General features: G+C 35.1%; 8 protein-coding genes and 2 pseudogenes. 8 read left to right on the top strand and 2 right to left on the bottom strand.

All coding sequences use genetic code 11. The annotated features are described in order from the left end of the window. Nucleotides 1–33 precede the first annotated feature (33 nt). The gene (locus tag OOK82_RS07385) at nt 34–978 is read right to left on the bottom strand and encodes an IS110 family RNA-guided transposase (RefSeq protein ID WP_264336326.1); all 945 of its coding nucleotides are present in this window, start codon (nt 976–978) and stop codon (nt 34–36) included. Nucleotides 979–1,199: 221 nt separating this feature from the next. Here OOK82_RS07385 and OOK82_RS07380 point away from each other — a divergent pair. From OOK82_RS07380 to OOK82_RS07355, 6 genes and pseudogenes are all read left to right on the top strand, one after another. After that, nucleotides 1,200–1,574, top strand: a pseudogene (locus tag OOK82_RS07380) (phage tail protein); the annotation flags it as partial. 167 nt (nt 1,575–1,741) lie between these two features. Continuing rightward, a complete protein-coding gene (locus tag OOK82_RS07375; protein ID WP_264704368.1) occupies nt 1,742–2,470 on the top strand; it encodes an ankyrin repeat domain-containing protein in 729 nt (242 codons plus the stop codon). A gap of 33 nt (nt 2,471–2,503) precedes the next feature. Then, nucleotides 2,504–2,965: an ankyrin repeat domain-containing protein gene (locus OOK82_RS07370; protein WP_264704369.1), complete on the top strand. Its 462-nt coding sequence runs from the start codon at nt 2,504–2,506 to the stop codon at nt 2,963–2,965. Between the two features lie 4 nt (nt 2,966–2,969). Continuing rightward, a complete protein-coding gene (locus tag OOK82_RS07365; RefSeq protein ID WP_264704370.1) occupies nt 2,970–3,410 on the top strand; it encodes a DUF2924 domain-containing protein in 441 nt (146 codons plus the stop codon). After that, nucleotides 3,403–4,891 (top strand): annotated as a pseudogene (locus OOK82_RS07360) (recombinase family protein). Before OOK82_RS07365 ends, OOK82_RS07360 begins: the two are co-directional and overlap by 8 nt. 134 nt (nt 4,892–5,025) lie before the next feature. Continuing rightward, nucleotides 5,026–5,151 carry a hypothetical protein gene (locus OOK82_RS07355; RefSeq protein WP_264687012.1) on the top strand — a complete coding sequence of 42 codons (126 nt, stop codon included), beginning with the start codon at nt 5,026–5,028 and terminating at the stop codon, nt 5,149–5,151. Between the two features lie 164 nt (nt 5,152–5,315). Here the strand turns inward: OOK82_RS07355 and OOK82_RS07350 are convergent, their stop codons facing one another. Further along, nucleotides 5,316–7,256: an ankyrin repeat domain-containing protein gene (locus OOK82_RS07350; RefSeq protein ID WP_264704642.1), complete on the bottom strand. Its 1,941-nt coding sequence runs from the start codon at nt 7,254–7,256 to the stop codon at nt 5,316–5,318. 917 nt (nt 7,257–8,173) lie between these two features. On the opposite strand from OOK82_RS07350, the gene OOK82_RS07345 reads away from it, so the two are divergent. Next, nucleotides 8,174–10,846, top strand: a complete 2,673-nt coding sequence (locus OOK82_RS07345) for a hypothetical protein (RefSeq protein WP_264704641.1) — start codon at nt 8,174–8,176, stop codon at nt 10,844–10,846. A 42-nt stretch (nt 10,847–10,888) separates the two neighbouring features. Then, nucleotides 10,889–23,236, top strand: a complete 12,348-nt coding sequence (locus tag OOK82_RS07340) for an RHS repeat-associated core domain-containing protein (RefSeq protein ID WP_264704640.1) — start codon at nt 10,889–10,891, stop codon at nt 23,234–23,236. Nucleotides 23,237–23,430 lie beyond the last annotated feature (194 nt).

The raw sequence follows: 23,430 nt of genomic DNA, 5'->3' as shown, positions 1-23,430 counted from the left end.
ATATTCGTTAACCTATTTTCTATGCAGATTTTTTTAATTCACATTGACTGCTTCTTTAAGCCTCGCATTGGCAATTACTATGATTTTACGCATTAGAGCTGTCATAGCCACCATCTTCTTTTTACCTTTACCAACAAGCCTTGAATAGAAGGCACCAAGCGCAGACTTAGACCTTGAAGCAGACATCGCAGCTGTAAAAAGCTTTTCACGAACGTTGCTTCTGCCACCACTTATTCTGCGATAACCAATAGTTTTACCACTTTCTTTCGGATGAGGTGCAACTCCAGCAAGACTTGCAATTTCTCCCCTACTTACATAACCAAGTTCTGGCATTAGACACAGAAAATCTTGAGATAATTTTGCACCTATTCCTGGAACTGTTTTAAGGATTTTTTGGCGCTTTTGTAACTCTGGATTCTCATCAATAATTTTTTGTATGGTATTGTTGAGCTCATCTATCTGGCTATTAAAGAATTCAATAGTTTTCTGACAGCTTTCTTTTATATGGTCGTTTTCAGGTGCTGCAAGCCTAGATTTCTCTTGAGCTCTCATTTTTGTAATGTCATCACGACGTTGACAAAGTGCAACTAAGGTTGTTTGTTCTTTTGACATAGGTGCAAATAGAGATAGAGTACTATAGCGTTCAAACCCATACTGAGCAAGGGCTCTTGCATCTGATTGATCAGACTTTGCTAAAGTTCCATGAGATAGAACAAAGCTTTTTACTTTGCGAGTATTAGCTCGATGTACAGCAATATCTTTATCAACAAGAAAATGTGCTAAGCCAAGCTCATATTTTCCAGTGTTTTCCAGAGTTACTAAAGAATTAGGTAAGATATTTGAAAAATCTTGAAACAATTGTTGCCAGCCAGCAGTATCATTGTCGAATTCGACAGCGTTCTTCTGTTTGTGAACTGCAACAACATTTTTAAATTTTCCGATATCAATGCCAATAAAATTTTGATAAGATGTAATCATAATAACCTCGATTAGTTTTAATTAATTTAAGATTGTAAACGGGTGCATACATATGTCCCATGCAACTATTCAAACGTATCGAGAGATGGGCTAGTGTACCTTGATCCGAACGGTTATAATACCAACAGTTGGTCGGTCGCACACGCCCGTGATAACTCTATTCCTATAGTGAGTAGGGTTATCTTCCCTCTTATCTCCTTTATATCATATTTTTAACTTACAACAGTTGGGATTTAGGAGACATAAATACGTGCTTTCCAGTTAGTAGCGTAGAAGAAAGAGGAAATAAATTTGTATTGGGAAGCGATAAACTTTCAGGGCAATATTGGAATTTAAAACACAAGCCAATTTTAGAAAGATTTAGCGTTACTCACAACTATAAAGCAAAAAATTATACAGATCAGAAGGTCAGAAAATATGTTTTAGCAGAACACAACGTTTACTATAAAAATGACTCAGATTCAGAGCAAAAAGACTCAATACACGAATTAGAAAATTACATTTTAGTGTTTTACCCAGGAGTACTGAAGTGGCACGAACATCGACATTTGCACAGAAGTTGGAAAAATAGTCAAGCAATATGTGTAATAAGTTAAATACTTATATTTAGATCCTCATGTATTATGTTAATAATAGGTTAAAACGTATGAAATAAAAAGAAAAGGACTTGCTTTCTTATGCTAAAAAGGACATGAATTAAATAGCAGCAGGTAAACATAAGAAATTTATCTGGCGCTAGAAAAGCTAATTTTGTGAGGTAAGTATGAAGTTTAGCGAAGAAAAGAGAGAATCTTTTAGTAAGTTTTTTAAAGAAGTATCAAGTAACGGGTTTAAAAACATTAATAAAAGAAATGAAGAAGGAGAGACGATATTGCACCAAGCAGTAGAAATCTCTGATTACAAAACAGCGAGGTTATTAATAAAAAAAGGGGCAGAGGTAAATGCAAGAGATAAAAATGGTTATACACCACTACACTGTGCAGTATTTGCGAAAAGCTTAGAAAATGTAAAAGTGCTGCTAAGGGAAGGAGCAGAAGTAAATGCCACTCAATATGTCACTGGATGTACGCCACTACACTCTGCATGCAAAATAGGAGGAGCAGGAGTTGAAATAATAAAAGAGCTAGTAAAAGCAGGAGCTGAGGTTAATCAACTGAATAAATATGGTGCAACACCAATGTATTACATTTGGGAAAGTGAAAAGTATCGTCTATGTGATAGCAAAGAGAGTGAAAGGGCGAGTAAATTTCTGAGAGAAAAAGGAGGAATAACAAAAAGTAGAGAACTGACGTGCTATGGAATAGAGAGGATAGTGGAAGAAATAGCAGATATGTTGGATAGGAGCTATTTACCTGAGTTCAAAATAATAGAGATAGAAGAAATAAGGAAGAAAGATAAGTCACTAATAAAGGAAGAGTGTAAAAATTTAGCAAGCAAGATAATGAGCCAAGTGAATGAAATGATAGATGAGGTGGTGAGAAGGAAGGCTTAGGGGTTTAAATTTAAAGAAAAGGTGAGGTAAATTATGAGTAAAAAAGAGAAAGAGAAGTCAGCAAAAGAATTATTAGAGAACTCATGTAAAAATATTTATGAAAGAGACGAAAAAGGAAGAACAGCTCTACATTATGCAGTAGACGCAAAAACAGTGAGGTTATTAGTTGAAAAAGGAGTGAATGTGAATGCAACAGATATAGGAGGATATACAGCACTGCATCTAGCGGTAACGGAGAAACGTCTAGAAATCGTGAGGGAATTGATAAAATCAGGAGCAGACGTAAATGCTGAGGAATATGGAAGTAAATGCACTCCATTGCACCTTGCATGTATGGTGGGGAAAGTGGAAATAGTAGAAGAGTTAGTGGAAGCAGGAGCAGAAATAGAGCAAGCGGATAAATTTGGAATGACAGCAATGGATTATAGTAAAGAAGTAACCGAGGTATTAAAGAAAGAAACAGACAGAATTGAAAAGTTATTTATGAAAGGCTAAAAATATGGAGGAAGAAATAGAAAAGAAAGTAATGAATTTAGAGAGAAAACCTTTGGGTGAGCTGAGAAAAACGTGGAAGAAGGTATTTGGGGAAGAGGCGCCTAGATACTCAAAGAAATATCTGATACCAAGATTAGCTTATAGAATGCAGGAAAAAGCGTATGGAGAAATGTCAAGAAAGGGGACAAAAAGACTAGAGTATCTGGCAGATCGGCTAGAGAAGGGAAAAAGAATAAGTAGCGATAAACTGCCAGTAGAGGGAACAGAGCTAATATTAGAGAGAGGGGAAGAGACTCACGCAGTAATGGTAACAGATAAGGGTTTAATCTACAGAGAAGAATTTTTCACATCATTATCAGCAGTAGCCGGAAAAATAATGGGAATGAGTTACAATGGGCCGCTCCTATTTGGTTTGCGTGATCAAAAGGGAAGGGAAAATGTGTAAAGGGATAAGATGTGGAATATATACGAGAAAGTCAAATGAAGACGGTCTAGAGCAGAAGTTTAACAGTTTAGATGCGCAACGAGTAGCATGTGAGAAGTACATAAAGAGCAAAGAAGGCTGGGTAGCATTGGCCAAAAGGTACGACGATGGAGGTTTCTCAGGAAAGAATTTAGAAAGACCAGCAATAAAGGAATTATTTGAAGATGTAAAAAAAGGAGAAGTAGATTGTGTAGTAGTATATACGCTGGATAGGCTCTCAAGAGAAACAAAAGACAGCATCGAAGTAACGTCATTTTTTAGAAGGCATAGAGTAAATTTTGTAGCAGTAACGCAGATATTTGACAATAATACGGCCAATGGGAAAGTTTGTACAAACAGTGTTATCAGGAGCAGCACAACTAGAAAGAGAAATGATAGTGGAGAGAGTAAAAAATAAAATAGCAACATCAAAGGAGCAGGGATTATGGATGGGTGGAACTTTGCCATTTGGGTATGATGTGAAAGATAAAGAATTAATAATAAATGAGAAAGAAGCAAAGACAGTGAAGCATATGTTTGAAAGATATTTGGAGCCGAAGTCAATGGCAGAGTTGGCAAGGGAGTTAAATAGCCAAGGTTACAGAACAAAATCAGATATCTTTAAAAAGGCCACGGTGAGAAGAATAATAACAAATCCAATATATATGGGAAAAATTAGGCATTATGAGAAAGAGTATGAGGGAAAGCATGAAGCAATAATAGAAGAGGAAAAGTGGCAAAAAGCGCAGGAATTGATAAGGAATCAACCATATAGGAAAGCAAAATATGAGGAAGCACTGCTTAGGGGAATAATTAAGTGCAAGAGCTGTGATGTAAATATGACACTGACGTATGCAAAAAAAGAGAATAAAAGATATCGATATTACGTATGCAACAATCACTTAAGAGGAAAAGGTTGTGAATCAGTGAATCGAACAATAGTAGCTGGAGAAGTGGAAAAAGAAGTAATGAGGAAGACAGAGCAGCTATATGAAAATTGGAAAGAAAAGACCGAAGAAGAGTGGAAAAATTTAAGTTTTGGAAAGCAGAAAGAAGTAGTGAAAAAGTTAATAAAAGGAGTAATGGTAAAAGGAGATGGAATAGAGGTGGGTTCGGAGGATAAGGTCGAATTTATAGCAATAAAGAAGAAAGGAAAGAAATGCGTGGTAATAGAGCCAGAAGGGAAAACAAATAATGCGTTACTAAAAGCAGTGGTAAGAGCCCACCTATGGAAACGGCAACTGGAGGAAGGAAAATACGAAAGTGTGAAAGAGCTGAGTGCCAAAATTAATATAGGTACAAGACGTATACAGCAAATTTTGAGGTTGAACTATTTAGCACCAAAGATTAAAGAAGACATAGTAAATGGGAGACAGCCAAGAGATTTGAAATTAGTTGATTTGAGAGAAATACCGATGCTGTGGAGTGAGCAAAGGGAGAAATTTTACGGCTCAGCGTCGTAACGTTTATAAAAACAACAATATGAAAAAACATCGAAAAAAGTATGTGCCAGAAAATTAAAAAAGGTTATTGCAAAAGGAGCTACTACAAAGGGCCACACAAAAAGATGTTGAAATTGATATAGAAGAGCAAATAAATGTTACAAGATCAATTATGTAAAAATATCAATACAGGTGATGAAGATTTTAGCATATTAGGTGCAACAATGGTAGAAAATGATCCAATTTTAGCTGCATATTTTAATAGTAGACCTGGAGTGTAAAAGGCAGCTCAGAGCCAATTGTATGTTCCATATCCTCATTTTGTAACCAGCTTCAAAACAATATAAAAGAGTATTCTTAGAAGACATTGGTACAACTTCCTTAATCTATAAATTATAGTAGTTTATATTTAAATAATAATCTTTAACTTTTATGGAAAATTAATCTACCTAGCCCTAGAATCAGAAGTTCTTCTTAACTCTTCACGTCCTACCCATGAATCTTTGTTCTTGTTAGACTCGCTTATTACTTCAGGACGCATTAATCCACCAGATCTTTCAAAATATCCCTGTTCAATAGCATCGTAGACCCAGTAGTTACCAAGCTCGCAATCATTACCTAACTCTTCTTCGCGACCTTTGAATTTTTCTAATATTTCTTCTCTATTACTCACTTCTACTATAATTTTGCTTTTATTCTGTATGTCAGGATACAGCCTAACGTCTACATTTCCCAAACTAGTATAGAAAGTTAATACTATACTGCTACCTTCTGTAAGATCTGTGTAATTCCTTATGCCATCTTCAGTTTTTATTTCTACTTCACTTTTACCGATCTTTACTATATTTCTTCCACACTTTACATCTCCATCTGTTAGACCTAAATCCCTTGTTCCATCTGTAATCTGCGCAACATCTATTATACTGTCTTCTGAATATTCTAAGTAAAAAGTAGCGTTATCCATTTTTGCACAATTTAACTTGCCGTTGGTCGCATTTTTTGCGATTTTCAGAAATTTATGAGTACGATCAACACACTGTTCATGAGCTTTTATCATATTAGCTTTGTGCTCTTTAAACTCCAGTTCTATTTCATCAATAACGTTTAAACTATTCCAGTTACTTAACCTTGCTCCTTTTGATATTAATGTACATACTATATTGCTAGCAACTTCATGGTTTTTTTCTAGTTGGTCAATTCTTTCTAGTATGTAATCTGTGAAACACTGACCTCCATCTTTAGTAAGATTCAATCCCACTCCAGACATGATAGCCTTATCGACAACTTTCTGTAATTCAGCTATGTTTGCAGCTTTTGGTATTTCACTTACAAACTGATTTAGTTGCCGTAGTTGATCTGTTAAACAAATGTCCAATAAACATTGATGTGGTACATAAGTTTCCTCTGTCTCTTGCTCAGTTACCATTAATTGTGATTGAGTTGCCGAGAGTAAATTTATCACTTCAGTATACATATAATCTTTAAGTATTTCTAAATTATTTTCTTCATCCCTAATACTCAAAATCATCTTTAAATCTTCATTGTTTTTATTTTTATCTAAGAACTTTTTCAGGTCCTCAACACCTTGAACGTTATATTTGGAAGAACCATTCTCAAGTTTAGATGTACCTTCAATTAGCTTGTTTAATTCTTCATACAATTTCTTTTGCTCTAAATTAAAGAAGCACTCTGCAACATCCAAAGTACCTTTATCAATTGCAATTTGTAGAGGAGTTTTTCCATTATTGTCCTTTATATTCAAATCAGCTCCATAGCTTACAAGAGAATCCACATATTTCTTTTCAACAGGATAAGTAGCAGCATAGTAATGTAGAGGTGTTTTTCCCTTATAATCTTGTATATTTGGTTCAGCTCCTGCTTTTAAGAGACAATCCACTAAAGTACAACTATCAAATGAATTTAGGATTGTTGGAAGTATATGTAACAATGTTAACTCTGACGCCCCTACTTTAAGATCGAGAACAGTTTTTAGATCTGGATTACTCTTAGTTTTCTGTAAAAATTGTTGGAGTGTTGAAGTATCACGACTATTGATAATATGAAATAACTTTTGAATTAACTTCTCCTGATTCTTTGTTAATTCTGATCTATGCGCTTTAATAACCCATTCTTTTTCTAATAAGCTCCAATTACTTGTATTATCCATTAAGTTCATATTAATCCAAAATAAACTTTGTTTAATGAGTTCGTAGTAGTCATCTTTACTACTTGTTGGTAATTGAGTTATTTCTAATTCCTGGTCATCTGTGCTTGGCCATCTTTGCCCAGTGCTTGGTTTCCATTTCGGTTCCTGCTCATTTGTTTGATCACTTTGCCGATTGGTAAGTTTTATAATATGTTCTACAAATTCTTTAGTCTCAACCATAGCTACCCCCTAATTTCTAAATATAGGATGTATTATGTATAATATATAATATTGGTCAAGCTAATTTCAACGTAATATTTTTACTGCTCATATTTTTGTTAAGTTTTTATGGTGAGTACTACTACTAGGTTAAAAGTTGTTTATGACTCCAAGTTTTAGCCAGTTTTACTATAGATCAACAAATTTGAGAAGCACTAGCGATATTTAATATATAGGAATATGATGCTTTAAAGGAGTGCAAAAACTGCTGAAGCTTATACAGTAACCTGCGGAGCCACTTCAGCAGAATAAACAAACACATGCCAGTATTAGTAGAGAATTATTTATAAGTCAACTAACTTTTTAAAAAATATTTTAGTGAAGATACCATGCTAGCTAGTGTTATAAAGAATTGAATTATTGACTCTTCCTAAGATTGCAAAAAAGGTCGTATATTTGTGAGAACAAGCCGCGTAAAAATAAGGTTATAAAAATAGAAGATTTAAATTATTTCAATAAGCTTAGGCAAAACAGTTCGTATGTAGATATGGATGAAATGGGCTAATGTAGCTAGTTTTAGCGTATAGTTAAATTGTTATATTAAAAAGTTCGTATGGTACATATGGAAGACCAACGCATTCCAAGAAAACTTGTTCTCACGGATGTTGTTTTTTGGTGCTAAAAGTGTCTAAATCACCTAAGTTTTCAATATAATATACTGCTAAATTAATATTTATTCATTTAAGATAACTTAAGAGAAGTGGGTAGGAAATTTCAATAATCCTATAGCAAATCAGCAAATTGTAATACTTTCAATTTCTATAGTTTCAAAATAATTTAGATCAATAGTGCAGATCATACAAAAAATCGATGGGTATTGCGTTTTGAGACATTTACGTCTATAATTGGTAGCATTGTCTTAAATTGAATGTTAATAGATGTTTGTAAATAAAAAGTTAAATCTAAATGAGTGGAAGAATTGGGCTATCGGTCTTGTAGGTGGTACTATGCCTTCAGTTGATCAAACTATCTCAAGTTGGTTTTGGAATTTAATTAGTGATCTACCACGTGATTACTTTGTCCAAACATTTGATCAAGTTAATTATCTTGATAAACGAGTTTGGGAAGGAATGTTCAGGTTGAGGATAGATGATATAAAGAAACAGCTAGAGTTAGAAGTGTCAGAGAGTGTGCTTAAAACTAATCTTGTAAAGTTGCAGGGGTTAATCGGTAAATATAGTTTGTCTCCTGTAGTTTATGAAGATGGACTCGAAGAATTAGAGAGTTTTGCATCTAACTTAGCTGATTCGGATAATTATCTAAGAACATTAGTACAGGTAAAGAGTGAATTTAGAGAGGAATTAAAATCACAATCTGCGCTATTAAGGGAGTGTACAAGAGATAATCCTAATTTAGGAAGAAAAGAAATTGCATATTATAAATCTCTATTAGGTGATAGAGGCTTAAAAAACGTAAGATCTAAAGAGGTTGTTAGTGAATTGCCTATTCTAGATAAAGCTGCTGCAAGCGAGAAGCGAGATAGCAATTCTAAGTTAAGGAATATTAGCAAATTACTTATTGGTAGCCCTGGACAAGCATTAGTTATGTTTTTAGCTGCTCAATCAGCTTTTGTTAATGCTGCTAATGTGCGACTTAGTAATTCTTCTGAATTTGATAGAGGAAATGATACTTTGTCTTTTGAGAATAATCTTTTTACTCTATCTCAGCGTACAGGAGATATAAATGCAAGTCTTTTTATGCAAAGTAACCCCAGCGTTAGGATGAAAGAGCTAAAGAGCGCTGATAAGCTAGCAGTCGTTTTAGCTCACGCAGAGAAGAGTAAAAATCAAGATGATGAACGTTATAAGCGTTCTCCTGAGTCCGACAGTGCAGATGGATTTATTTCGTCTGATTCTGATGAGCTTGAAAAACAAGTGGCAGAGTTAAGAAATCGGATTGAGAGTCTAGAGGAATATAATAATCTTTCCGGTGCTAATCTCACAAGTCAAATATCCTCTCTCCAAGCAGAGAATATAAGATTGCAAACTCTTGTCGATAATCTCAAAAAAGATAATGAACAGGCAGAGGATGCGAAGAAAAAGGCTGAGCAGTGTTATCTGAGTCAGATTAATAAATTATCTAATGATGTGAAAGATTTGAATAAACAACTTACACAGAATTATCTAACCTTCCTGCCTGATAGCTGTGTCAAGGATATAGAAGGTAGAAGATTTGGCATTGCAGAAAAGAAACTAAGACAAATTAACGATGACACTAAAATTGCGTACATAGTAGATAGGGTCTATAAGAATAATGCAAAAGGAAGATTCTCTCTGTTGTTTGAGTTTGGTAAGAGTCTCAAATCTATCCCTTTGACCTTCTCAGTTTACAAATTTTTAGATCATGAGATGAGAGTAAGTAATAGTTCTGATGTTTTTGAATCAATTAAGTTGGCTGAAGCTCTGATATCGGAGATTATTTATCAATTGAACACTCCTTTAGATATTAGGGATAAAGCGCACGATCTTGTGACCATCTTGAAAGGTCAAGTGAAGGACATGGCGGTAGAAGTGTTAAGCAATGCTATAAAGAATAAAACTTATAATAGAGAGAATGCAAATGTTGTTGCAATTTCTGATCAAGTTTATCAACTAGACCGATGGTTGTTTTTAAATACAATGAAAGGTGTTATTGATAAGGTGTATAATAAAGCAGATGCAAAAAAAATCTTGGAATGTATAAAAAAGACTAACACAATGATTCCACATGTCATTTTATGTTATACGGCTCTCTTTGATAAAATGCAAAGTGAAGGTCCTCCCAAGGATAACTCCATGTTGATATTAGCTTATCATGTTAAGGAAATAATGGAAATGGATGATTACCCTGATTTCGATTTTGAAGTAAAATATTACTCTAGGTCCTTAAAATACAGATTACCAAAGTCGATAAAAAATGCAGCATTTTCACCAACAATATGTATTAAAAATCTTGCTCGTAACGAATATCTATATGCTGCTGGTATTGATGCTCCTAACTCACATTATTTTAAGTATGATAAAGATAGACGTTATGTATTTACGTGGGTGCCAGGTGGATTAGTTACACAAGGTATATGGAAAATTGGACGCTATGGAGATAGTTTTTATATCAAAAATGTCCGACATTCAGAATACCTATACACTGCTAATGATTATTTTCAGTACGATGAGGAGAGATATCGTGTATTTACGTGGATTCCTCAAGATCCTATGTTTAGCGAAGGTGGGTGGGAAATCGAACCTGATGGGCCTGACGTTCGTATCAAAAGTGTTACATATTCAGGATATTTGTTTGCTGACTATGATAGAAAATATGATCAAGATAGACGTTATGTATTTACGTGGATGTCACGTGGAACAGTGGGAAATAGTTTATGGTCAATTGAAGATTGCAGTGATTTATTACGTAAAAGGCGTAGCGTAGAAGCAATAGAAGAACAGAATAATATGGATAATATCACAACTTATGAAAAGGAAGATATGGAAAAAAATGCACAGCCATATTCTTATCTCAGCTATATTTCTTTAGGGGAAACAAAAGAAAGTAATTCTTCTTTTATTTCGAGGTAATTTTAGCCTACTTATTTCCCTAGATTTTTTGAGAGATTTTATATGCCAAATTTTTATAAGTTAAACTTTACCAAGCAAGCCCTTCCTTCTTATGAAGGGGTACAGCTCTATCAAGATAATTCTCGAAGTGGTGGCCCTTTACAATTGTATGCTCTTCACAAGGAAGGATTAGATAGCTATCGTTATGACAACGGTACTTGGATACAAGGATTTCCCATGAAAGATCTTCATGCTCAACAAATCTATTTTGCTGACGTGTTAGGGAATAGAGAGTTGATGTTGATCGCAAAAACTCAAGAAGGAATTAGCTTCTATCAGCATAAGAACAATAAATTTAGTCTCTTTGATAAAACTGAGAATTTTAAAAGCAATATTTTTAGTAGCATTTATGGCTGGAATGAACCTGGCAGTGTTATAAAATTTGGCCACTTTTATCACGATCCAAATTTGCTGGGAATATTTACTTATCGCAGAGGCCATGGAACAAAGCTTTACGTAGTTATGAAGAATTTACTTAAGAAGCATAAGTATCCTATTTACAAACTTGACAGAGATCTTAGCATTCTTGGTAACTCCTCTCAAGTTAAGTTTGCATTGTCTGACTTAAAACACAATGACCAAGAAAACATTATTGTTCATGGTAATAATGGTCTGAATATATACTCTTTTAATCAAACTAACCGGTTAGAACATGTGATGCAAGTACCAAGTAGTGCTAAATCTGATAATTCTAAAGAGGAGTTATTCTTTCCTAACTTAACTGGCCAGGATTATCGTGATATTGTTGTATTAAACTCCAGCGGATTGTTCGTTTATCAACATAATAATACCATCAATAATTATGGGCTGATTGATTATCAGCCTTCGTTCTCAAAGTTAAAGGGCTGGGGGCAAGAATATGTAAATTCCATTCAATTTAAAGACATAGATTTAGATGGTAGAGAGGATATGCTTTTTACTGGCCCAGGTGGAATAAACTTACTTTCATTTAATAATCGTACTAATCAATTGCAGTCCTTGTTAGATAATTCTGAGCTTACTATTTCTCAGCGTCATAGCAGTATAGTGAAAGTTTTACCTTCTAATCCTCCGATTACAAAACACCCGATAGTGCTTACAAAGTATAAGAATCAATTGCATTCAGCAGATATTGTCGAAGTTGAAGATTCACTATCATTAGAAGAGGAATTTGAGATACATAATGCTTCATCTCAGGTAGCAACATCAAAGGTAGTACCACAAGTATCCAAGGTTAATCTTGAAGAAGAAAATCCTCCTCTTTTACTTAGGGATCAATTAGATTACTCTTCGATTATCGATGCGGTTAATAAAAATACAGGAAAGCTAAATTTTAAACTGCCATTAATTGATTTATCAAATCTTTCATCTGATCTCAAGTTAGATGTGTTTTATGATGGCAATAGTCAAATATCTGGTAATTTGGGGCTTGGTTGGTCCTTACCACAAAATTTTATAATGGTGGATCACCAAGCGAGTATTTTTCCTGAAGATGAAAAGTATTATATTATTCTGCAAGATTTGCCTCAGCAGTTAATATTTGATTGTAAAAATTCAACTGAAAAAGTCTATTCTTTTAAATTATTAAATGGGCAACCTGATGTGCAGGTGCATTATCATAAAGATGGAGAGAGATGGGAAATAGATAGCAAGGGTGTTAAGCAGATTTATGGTGGTGCTCAAAATGGTGCTGTTGGTTGGGGGTTGCAGTGGAAAAATTGGCGAGGTGTGGGGAGTAGCTCAAAAGGACAAGAGCAACTTGCCAATGTTTGGTACTTATCTGAAATAAAGGATAAAGATAATAATGTTCTGCGTTATACGTATGACGCAATTAATGTTGAAGTAGCGAGTGGTAAGAACTTTACCAGAGGAATTTACTTAAAAACCATTAGTGATGATCATGGCAATAATATCACCTTCAATTACTCTGATAAGGACAAAAGTGAGTATGATTTACATCCTTTAGTCGATCAACAAGGCAATATCAATACACAAACGGTGCAAACTCGTTATCTTAGTGGCTATAAGGTTAGTGCTCCAAGCTATCAACAAGACATCAGTTTTGTTTATAAAGTAGAAGATAGAGAGCGTTTATTATCTGAAATTAAGCAAGAAGGTGATTCCACTAATCAGCCGATTCTACAATTTTCTTACAGTAAATCACATATGTTGGAGAAAGTTGTTTTACCAACTGGTGCAAGTGTTCAATTTGACTACCAATTGCTGGAAAAAGACTTCTCAATTTCAGTTAATGAGAGGATTGGGCAAAGGTATGATGTAGGGAAAGACTACAGAGTAGATTATGTCTATGATTGCGTACTTGTGAGTTATCTCGATAGACAAGAGCGAGTAGTACTTAGAATGTTTAATCAAGAGGTGACAGAGGAGTTGTACTCTTCTCTAGCATGGAAAGATTCATCAAAATTGCCTCTGTTAGGAAGGGGTGGAGCAAAATCTTATGGGGTTGTCCTTGTAAATGGTTTTCTTGCTGTTGTTTTATACTATAACAATGCTCAAGAGCTACACTTACTACGTCAAGAAGAAGGTAAATGGGCATCCAAATGTTACACCTTTAATGAAAAAGCAATAATCAATCCTGGCAAAGATTTCATGGTTGTGAAAGATAATGACTCTGCTATAGAAGTAATTAGCTGGAATAAAAATTCAAAAGAGTGGAGAAAGGATAAACCTTTTGCTGAGTCAGGAAAAAACAAAGAGCACTTATTGCTTAAAGTGTTTGGTGGAGGGTTTATCTTTTATGACGATGATCTTTTGTCAATAGGATATAAAGATCGTGAAGATAGGTGGCAGTATAATGTAATTACATCAATACCTGGAGTGATCAATGATATAAGCGAAACACTAGATAAATTTGATTTAGATAGCAAGCGACGCGATGATTTTTTCGCATTCTTCAAAAACAACGCACTGCAAGTTAGCAATAACTTGTTGTTTCTAAATAGATGGAAAGTGGAAGGAATGAAGATTTATTCTGTAATAGATTTGTTAGTTCTAGATAGTAGTTACAAATCAGCTAAACACGAGCGAAAAAAGGTTCTTCAAGATGATTTAAATCATATTTTAGATTGGCGGGAAAATGGTAAGGGAAGTTCCTTCAAACTTGCTTACGAGATTGTTGGCAGCAAATTCAAAGTCATCGCTAAGGACGTTCATGGTGCTATTCTTAATGAAATATATAGGCAAACTGATAATGACAATCGGAGAAATGATAAAAAAGACGAAGTCTTAAAGAGTATCAGTCAATCTCTAGAAAATCCAGCAAACAAGCCTTTTCTGTTAGAACCTTACAAGTATCTCGTAGCCCTAAATTCACAAGTGGTAATATGTAACAACAAGAAGTTTACTTTTACTGGTGATAACTGGAAGGAAGATACGATATCTGAAGCAGAGTTGAAACAGGAGAAGTTTTCTGTTCAGCTTGGTGAGAAGTTTGTTTTACGAAAGGAAGGTTTAAATTCTTCCATCAAGCTGTATAGTCAGTCAAATGATAAAGAGAAGCTGGTTCTGGATCTAGAAGTAAAGCAATTAAGTCAAACTTTGGTAAGATATCCAATTTACTTAGCTTATCAGCAAAGTGGTGCACAGGTGACTGTGGTTAAGTTTGCAAATAGTGGTAGTATTGATGGGAATTATAAATTATCTTGGGAAGAAAAACTAAGTCCATTCAGTAGTTATCAAACATTAGTAACCAGCATTGATCATATTAATAGGCCTGGTAAGACTCTGGTTTTTCGCCAGCAGCTTGGACGTTTATTTCCTAATCCTGTTATTACAAAGGTTACAGTGAGTTTTGACGAAGGTAATAAGCGTATTACTGGATATGAATATAGTGGAGCAAAAGCCTTGGGTAGTATTGTATACTATGAGAATATTTCTATAGTCCCAGGCAATGATAATAGATCTTTTGGTTGGATCGAAGAAACTAAACATTTGGGCAATCAATCAGAAAGAATTTTTAATTCACAGGGAAGGTTGATAAAAACCCTAGAATTTGAAGATAGGCAAGCTAATGATACCATGGTAGATAAAGAAAATTTATACTTAAACACTACCTTATTGGATAAGACGGAAAGGTTAGAGGTAGCACAATTTTTTCCTTATGAAGTAGAAGATGAAGAAGTTGGTTACTATGGCTTTGAAGGTTATGAGATAAATAGAATTGGTAAAAAGAATTCCACACTTGAAAAGAAATGGATATTTGATGAAAAGGATGTAGTAAGAGAGGGATTTTCATTTACTGGAAGGAACTATTTGAGCTTATCAGGGAAATCCTTGGTAGGGAAGTTTCAGCCAAACAATCAAAATCAGGAATACATAGCATCATGCTGGGTAAGGCCACACAGCGAAATGTTTAAACTTGGTGATATTGTTCCTTATCTAAAAGCAGTTGTTTCTGTTGAAAACAAAAATGAGACGGTTTTACCACTTGGTGAGGTTAAGTTGCAACTTGGTAATTGGTTTTATTTAGAGGTGATTGTAGACTTATTCTATGCAAAAGAGATTTTAAAAAATTTAAATGAACTGCAGACAAATAAAACTCTAGTAGAAAAAGAGGATGTTAAATTAACAACATCTATCGTTGTAGCTCCTGGTACAAACACTACCATTGATGTAGATCACGTTCGTTTCTCTCCGCTCAAGAGTAACTTTAAAGCTAATGTATATGATCCTAAGACCAAACAGGTGAAAGAAGTGGTGAGTGCTAGTGGATTGGTTGAGAGACGGATTTATGATAAATATCAAAAACAAGTAGGAAGTATCAGTGGATATGGTGAGCTTGAGGAGCTTAGTACTTATACTAAATCCTCAAGTATCGGTAAAATAACAGAGCTAAAGAGTAGCGTTATAATTCAGCCTAGAAGTGGTTTTTATGAAGATTTTGCTCCCGAATCGTTCAACAAGCTTTGGAAAATAGATGGTGTTGATGCTTGGCAAATTTCTCCTGGTCAGTTAGACCATTTGACTAATAGTTTACATACCTTGCAGTTAAGTTCAAATGATATAAATCATAATTCATGTGGAATGAGGTTTTATTTCTCATTACAGTCAGAGGGTAGTGTGATCAATTTTAATAATCTGAAAGTAACCCGTACAGGAAATAAGGCGGAGATTACATTCTCAAGGAAAGGTCAATCTATACCACTTAATGGTGAACTACTAATAGTTGCTGAAGGTAAGCGGATATTTGTATGGGTAGATGGAGGTCTATACTTTGATGGGTTTTTAGATGTTTCTCTGTTCAATTTAGAAATTAGTGGTAGAGCAAAAATAAGTGACTTGATTGTCTTTAGTCAGCCGAGTATTGAGGTAACTTATTTTAATGAGTTAGATGAAAAATTACAGAAGATTGTATTAGAGAATGAAAATGTCTCAATAGTAACACAGTATCTGTATGATGAACTTGGTAGACAATCCGTTACTACGCAACCAGCGCGTATAGAGAGATCTAATGCTTTAACTTACTATCCTAATTTTGTTACAAACAGGAACCCTTATTCATTAGATTCAGTATGGAAAACTGGCAAATTGGAAGGTGATGCTGCAAGGATTGTAGGAGAATATGGTTATAGTCAGGTTAAATATTGCGATAATCCACTAAATGAGGAGTGTGCAGTAGGTTTACCCGGGAGAGAGTTCTCTGTGTCAGGTCCTTATGCGAAACGTTTTTCTTCTTCATTAGACAATTTGTTTATCAGCAATCTCTTTCCTGCCAGCAAAAATTATAGTTACCGTGTAGAGCATAAACCTGGAAATGTGGAAGATATTTCTGTTTTTGACAGCAAGGATAACAGAGTAGCTTGGTATATCTCCACTCCAAAAAGTAAAAGTTTATTAAGCACTTATGAGTATGATGAAAATGGCAAGCTAGTGAAGAGTTTACCACCTATTTATCACGAAAAAGCGGGTACTTTTTACAAACTGAATTCACAACTTAACTCTACGTCTAGGGAGGAAAAGACTTTGCAAGATTCTTTAGGCGTGAATATAAGTTATGACCAAAGGGGAAACATCATTACTAAAATAACGCCAGATTCGGGGAAAGTAGAGAATATATACGATAAGGATGGATTGCTAAGATTTGTTTTACATTATTCTAATGAGAAGATTAATAATACTGTATATTTTGATTATGACGAACTAGGAAGACTGCGAAGTACGGGTGAAGTAATTTCTTCAACGCCTAAGGAAGAGCTGCTGAGTTTAGAGCTTTCTGGTAATAATACAAGAGCATATCAGGAATTTTACTATAGCGATGCTGAACGTCAGCCCGTTCTTCGTGGAAAGGTAGCTAGAGCTATTACTTTTAACACTGGTGAACCTCTGATTGAAGAATCGATAGTAAATATAGATGAAGAAACCATAAGTAAGCGAATTGTTATTCCAACTAAAGATGGAGAAAAGCCTGTATTGATTGGAGTAAATAAAAGATATGGAGCAGGGAAATTAAGGGAGATAGAATATCCAATTGATATTCAGGATAGACCTTTTAGGATTAACTATCAGTATGATAAGCTTGGTAGAGTTGAAGGTATTGGTGTGAGGGGAAAAGAAGACCTGTTTGCAAGTTTTACCTATAATTCTTATGGGCAGATCAGTAGTGAGGTGCACTTACCAGATTTAGAAAAGAACTTTACGCGTCAATATAGATACAATTCTGCAGGATTTTTAACTAACTTGGAAGACAAGTTTTTAGCTGAGAGAGTTTATTATACTGGAGGGAGTTATGGTGGTTATGGATATGGTGATGGAACTGTTACACGCACTGAATTTGAAGCAACCTGGCATGGGAATTGTGATGATAGTAGACTTGGGTTAAATGAAAAGTCATTTGTCAGCAAATACATTACTCCTGAACAATCTGCAGCTTGTTTTCATGAGTTAAAGAAAGCAGGGTATTTAAATGATCATGGGCATCAGGCAAAAGTTTATTATTCTGACTTGGAGCCTAAACTACCGATTATCTGCAATTATGGGATAGCGGGTCGATATATTCAAAACACCTTGGGAAAAAAGGGTTTTCCAGCACAGTATGGGCACAGCTATGATTATGGCAATCATCAGGAATTGACTAAGGCCAAGTATTTTGTAGGTAGAGAGGCGCCCATGCCACTGCAGCCTGATAGTTTTGCTAAAGAAATTTCTGGAGTGAACAGTACGGCTTCACTTGATATTTGGGAGAGATTGAAGAACTTTGGGTACCTGATTCAGGATAGTGAAAAAGTTGAGATATCTTTGAGTCATGGTAAGAGAGGAAAATCTTTTATTCAGGAAAAATTACCTGATGATCTTAGAAAGATTAATGCTAGTTATGGATGGTATGGATTACCTTTAGAAAGTTTGTTGATTGAATCTTTTTCTCAAAAGCGGGATTTATCGTCATTGAAAGTAAGTTTGCGAGATGCATTTGTAAGATGGGGTAGTATTGAGGAAGCAAATGCAAATAAGGTCGTAAAAATGTTAGAAGAGAAAGGATACTTAAAGAATCCTTTTGCAAAAGAGTTTAATGAAGTACTAGAGAGATATCATCCATCTATGCACGAAATAGTTCGTGTATTGTCAGAACATTTTGCTAAACAGCTAGGTGAAGCAGAATTTGATGTTGAGTCGTATAGTATAGATGCAAATGGTAACCACAGGCATTTTTATACTGGATTTGATCGTTATAAGATTAGCTACCGTAATAATACCAACCAAGTTAGCAATGTGAGCTTTAACTCTTTTGCTTTATCTACAGAAGAACAAAAATTCTTAATGAAACATGATAGTCGAGGAAATGTTATTCAGGCTTTGCACAAAGGCATTGAGCAAATTGATTATCATCCGGTATCAAATCGTGCTACTAAAATTAAATTAACTGACGGTAGAACATTAGAATTTTACTATGATGCACATGGTGAACGTGTACTAAAGAGAGTTTACGATAAAGCAGGGGAAGCAACAAAAGAAGTATATTATGTAAGAGATGAGTTTGGTCGAGCATTAGTAGACAGGGAAGTTACATATATTGCCGGAGGTTTGCAACCAGATGTGTTAGTGACAGCATATATTTATGGTCCAAGGGGACTACTTGGGTTTATCAGACATAATGAATTTTACAGTGTAATAACCGACCACGAAGGATCAATAAGGTTAGTGGTAAAAGGTGATGAGGTGGTGGTAGCGTATGATTACTTACCATATGGTAATTTAATGCGTGAATATGGAAACAACCCTGAAGGTAAAATTTCATATCGGTATACCGGTCAAGAATGGGATGAAGAAATAGGTTTGTACAATTACCACGCACGTTTTTATGACCCAAGCATTGGGCGTTTTTATCAGATTGATCCAAAGGGGCAGTACTTTAGTCCATATAAATATTCTGGTAACTCACCAGTATCGATGATAGATCCAGATGGGGAGTTTGCCTTTTTGGCTCTTCTACCATTTATTATAGCTGGAGCTATAGCAGGAGCGTATTTAGGTGGAGCTGCAGCAAATAACCGATGGAATCCTGGAGACTGGGACTTTAAAAGTAAAGAGACTTGGTTGGGGGGAGTGGGTGGAGCAGTTGCTGGAGGATTCTTGCCGGTAGGTTTTAGTGCATCTGTGGGTGCGCTTACCTCTGGTTTTGCTGCTGTGGGATTATCTGCAACTTCTCTTACTACGATAGGAGGTTTCTCTGTAAGTGCATCGAGCTTAGCAGCCATCGGCGCAACTACTGGCTTAGGTATTGGTGGTACTTATTTAAGCATGGGCAGTGCTAATCATGAATGGAATCCTGGTAAGTGGGATTTTGAATCGCCTGAAACGTGGAATGCAGGGTTTCATGGATTTGCCTTAGGGTCTAGTATTGTTGCTGGAGGCGATGGCGCTAGAATAGCTTACCAAAAACTAGGTTCTAGTTTGAGTAGAGGTGCTTTCATTGGAGGTGGTGTGGGTATGGGCGCAGGATCACTTGTGGTAGGTGGTATTCAAAATGAATGGGATTTTTCAAAGCCTGGAATGTATTATGCTGGGTTTCAAGTAGTTGATGATGCTTTTAATTTGCCGGTGTTTGCACGCAGTGCTTTTAAATCTGCGGGCAGGAGTTTTAAGGATATAGGAAAAGGAATGGGCCGTAATCGTGGTTCTTATAATCTGCTTGATGAAACACATAAGATGTCTGGTTATGGGGGTGCATCTTATACTGCCGGAAAAATGGCTTTAAAGGCATTGGGAGTATCTGTGCCAGCTTTTGTACTCACTGAACTGAGTGAGGGACTGGATATGAGTAATCCCAGCACTTATTTTTCCATAGTTCGTCAAATGGCTATGGTCAATCAACATTGGCTGATTGGTAAAAATTTTTATCGGAAAAGGAATATTGGAAAAGAGTTGAAGATGAATCAACAGTTAGAATTCTTTTCTCGTAAAGTTGCAGAGGATGCTATTGAGCAGTATCTTAATGAATTAAAATATGCACGAGAAACCGGTGATAATAGGGCGAATGTTGAGTGGTATATAAGTAAACTGAAAGAAATACCAGGACCCAGTAAAGCTAAGGATTTGGATATTACCATTGCACAAGATGCTACTGAGTTGTATCTTGCTCGATTGAACAAACGACTGGAATACAGTAATATTGTTGATGTTGATGTGTCCCTTCTTGATGATTTTGTTGATTTATGTATCAAAAACAAAAAATTGAGTACAGTATTAAAAAGTAGTAGTACCAGTGATTCTGATAATTCCATCAAACTGGATGTCGTTAAGGTATATCTCAAGAGTTTTCGGAATATACTAGGAATCATTGATCCTAGCTATATTGATAGTTTGAGCAAAGTGGTTGCTGAATCAATTAGTGTTGAACTTGTAAATGAATTGTATAACAATAGATTGCTAGGGTCAAAAAGAACTCGTGACAATATTAATCATTTCAACAAAGTAGTTCTTGACTCAATAAATGTTGAAGTTTTAGCTTTGTTATACTGTGCTAGACTCATGATGCTACATCCAACTGGTAGTGCTAATGATATTATTAGGTTGCGTTTCGATGGATTGGCCAAAGCACAAGATATTCATATCCTTCTCGATGCTGATAATATCAACATAGCAGTTGATGAAATGATTTCTGTGGAAGGGATACAAAGAACCGAGGGTACTGGCCAGATTGGAATTAGTAACAGAGCAATGGCAATATTAATGAATGATAAGTATGCATCGGTTGCTTTTTCAGGAAAGGGGACTGGGTTTATTGCATTTTATGATCATGATAATTTCAAAGTTTTGACACAGGGGAGGTACTACTTACAAAGAGATAATCAGTTTATTGCTGAAGAAAGGGTGGTTTTATCTTCTATACCTGAGAATAATGAGTTTTTAATTAATAAAATTGGTGAATTCCAAGCAATACTAAAAAAGCATAATGTGAAAGAATTGAACAAGATGATTCGAGATGATACAGATAAAATGTTAGGGGATTTAAATGATGTTGAAGAGAGAGCTGTAATGCTTGAATTGAGGAAAGATCTGGCTAACAATGTGTGGCTCGGTGAAAAAGTTGTGATGGAAAGAATAGTAGAAATTTATAAAAGATTTCTAAGTCCCAATGTAAGTAAGTTTTCTGACTCTATATTAGAAAAGAAAAGTGAGATATCAGAGCATAAAAAGAGGCTTGAATCCATCACTAAAACCGAAAAAGCAGCTGATCTTGAATGGAAAGAAAAATATTTCAGTTTAAAAGAAAAAATCGCTAAGTTGGAGAAATCGAATACAAAAAAGAAGAAAGGGAAGGAGGATCCTTCTTTATATAAATATATTGAAAAGTTAGAAGAGTTAGAAGCAAGTGCTCCTGAAAGTTACAAAATATTGATTGAGGTCGAAAAATTAACGAAAGAACTCAATGAATTGAGGAGGAAAGTGAGTAAAGAGAAAAATGAAGATAAAAAGAAAGCTTTGCAAAAGGAACTTGGAGATCTGGATCAAAAAAGAAAAGATCTGGAGGCTCTTATACCTGAAGAGGAGCTTTGGAAAAGGAAAATTCAAGCTTTGGAAAAGGAAGTTACTAAATTTGAGACAAATCTGTCAGTAGAGAAAAAGAATGTAGAACAAAAAGTTAAAAAGTCACTCGAAAAAAGTAAGCTTTTGAAAAAAATCCGAGAGCTTGATAAAGAGCTGACTCATTGGAGTCACGATAATTGTGCTGAGCCTCACGCTACTACATTATTTGCTAGGTCTAGAGAAGCTTTTTTGGATAAGCCATTCGGAGGGACAATGAAATTTCTGGCTACCTACAAAAATCTAGATTTAGAAGGAGGCTTAGAAAGTTTTCCTAGGTGTGATAATTGTATCATATCAACTGAATCGATCCCGTCAGTTATAACAGATCATAGCTGGTTAGTGGTGATGGAGAATCTTCGGGCTCAGCTGGATATTTACACTACAAAGCTGAATCATCCGAAAAATATACCGCATCTTTTTGTACCTATGACAAATAGTTCATTGAAAGCAAAAAATTCTAGTTCAATCAGAGGAAAAAGATCGGTATTTGTTGGACAGGGTGAAGTAGAGACTATACCAAATCCTCGAACTAGGTCTAGTAAACTAACTTCTATTTCAAATCAACTAAGTAAGGAAAGTATTATTGATATAAACAAAAAAGTTACAAATAGTGCTACTCGAACGTCTTCATGGATAAATGATTTATTTGGTTGGATAAGAAGCTCTGTGAGTGGGTTATTAAGTTCTGAGCCTGCATTACCTAGGAAAACATCAAGCACTCCAACTCCAATCTCACAAGTTGATGCACCAGTGGATGTAAATGGTACAATAATGTTGCTTGACGTGCTTGTAAGAAAGTTTACGGGTAAAAAATATATATCTGAAGTAGATCAATCTATACCTTTATTAGAAGCAAGAGGTTATGCACTCAACATTACAAAGGGATTTGAGAAAGTAGTAGAGCAAGCTGGATTAAAAAGTGGTGTATCAATGCATCGGTTAAATATTGATTATATGGGAATGCAAAAAGAGATTACTAGAAAAGTCATGAGTGGTAAATTTAATGAGATTTCAGGGATTTTAAGTTCGTATTTAGAGAAAGCATGTCCTAGTAGAGAAGCAGGATGTCTTGGTAAGTTAAGTTCGAAGAAGTTTGACAAGTTTATGGTAGAGTTTAATAGCAGGCTAAATGTTGTACTAAATCGATCAATACAACGGATATTACACAACGGAGATGGTAGATTAGAAGTTGATGGTGCAAAGCAAATGAATTTAGAGCCTCAAAGTTATTTAAGTAATGCTTCCGTTCAAGACCATTCAAAGGACAAAGTATCAACTTGTCTTTCTGAGATAGGAGTAACCAAGCTTGGAGGTAATCTCAATAGGTAGGTTATAATATAAGAGGTAATATGCCAAGTAGTGGGAAATTTAAAGTGAAGGTAGCCAAAATAATTAGGGAAACAACCAGTAGCAAGTTTGATAGTCTTAATGCTAAAATGGATGAAGTAGACATTAAATGCTAAGTGATTAATGTATTTTCCATATTGAACTTACAGCACGTAGCTTTGATATAGAAGTTTGGG

Origin of the sequence: Wolbachia endosymbiont (group B) of Apotomis betuletana (assembly GCF_947250475.1) — a bacterium.
Taxonomy (GTDB): domain Bacteria; phylum Pseudomonadota; class Alphaproteobacteria; order Rickettsiales; family Anaplasmataceae; genus Wolbachia.
Note: the sequence above shows the minus strand (reverse complement) of the source record. Positions and strands in the feature narration are given on the sequence as shown.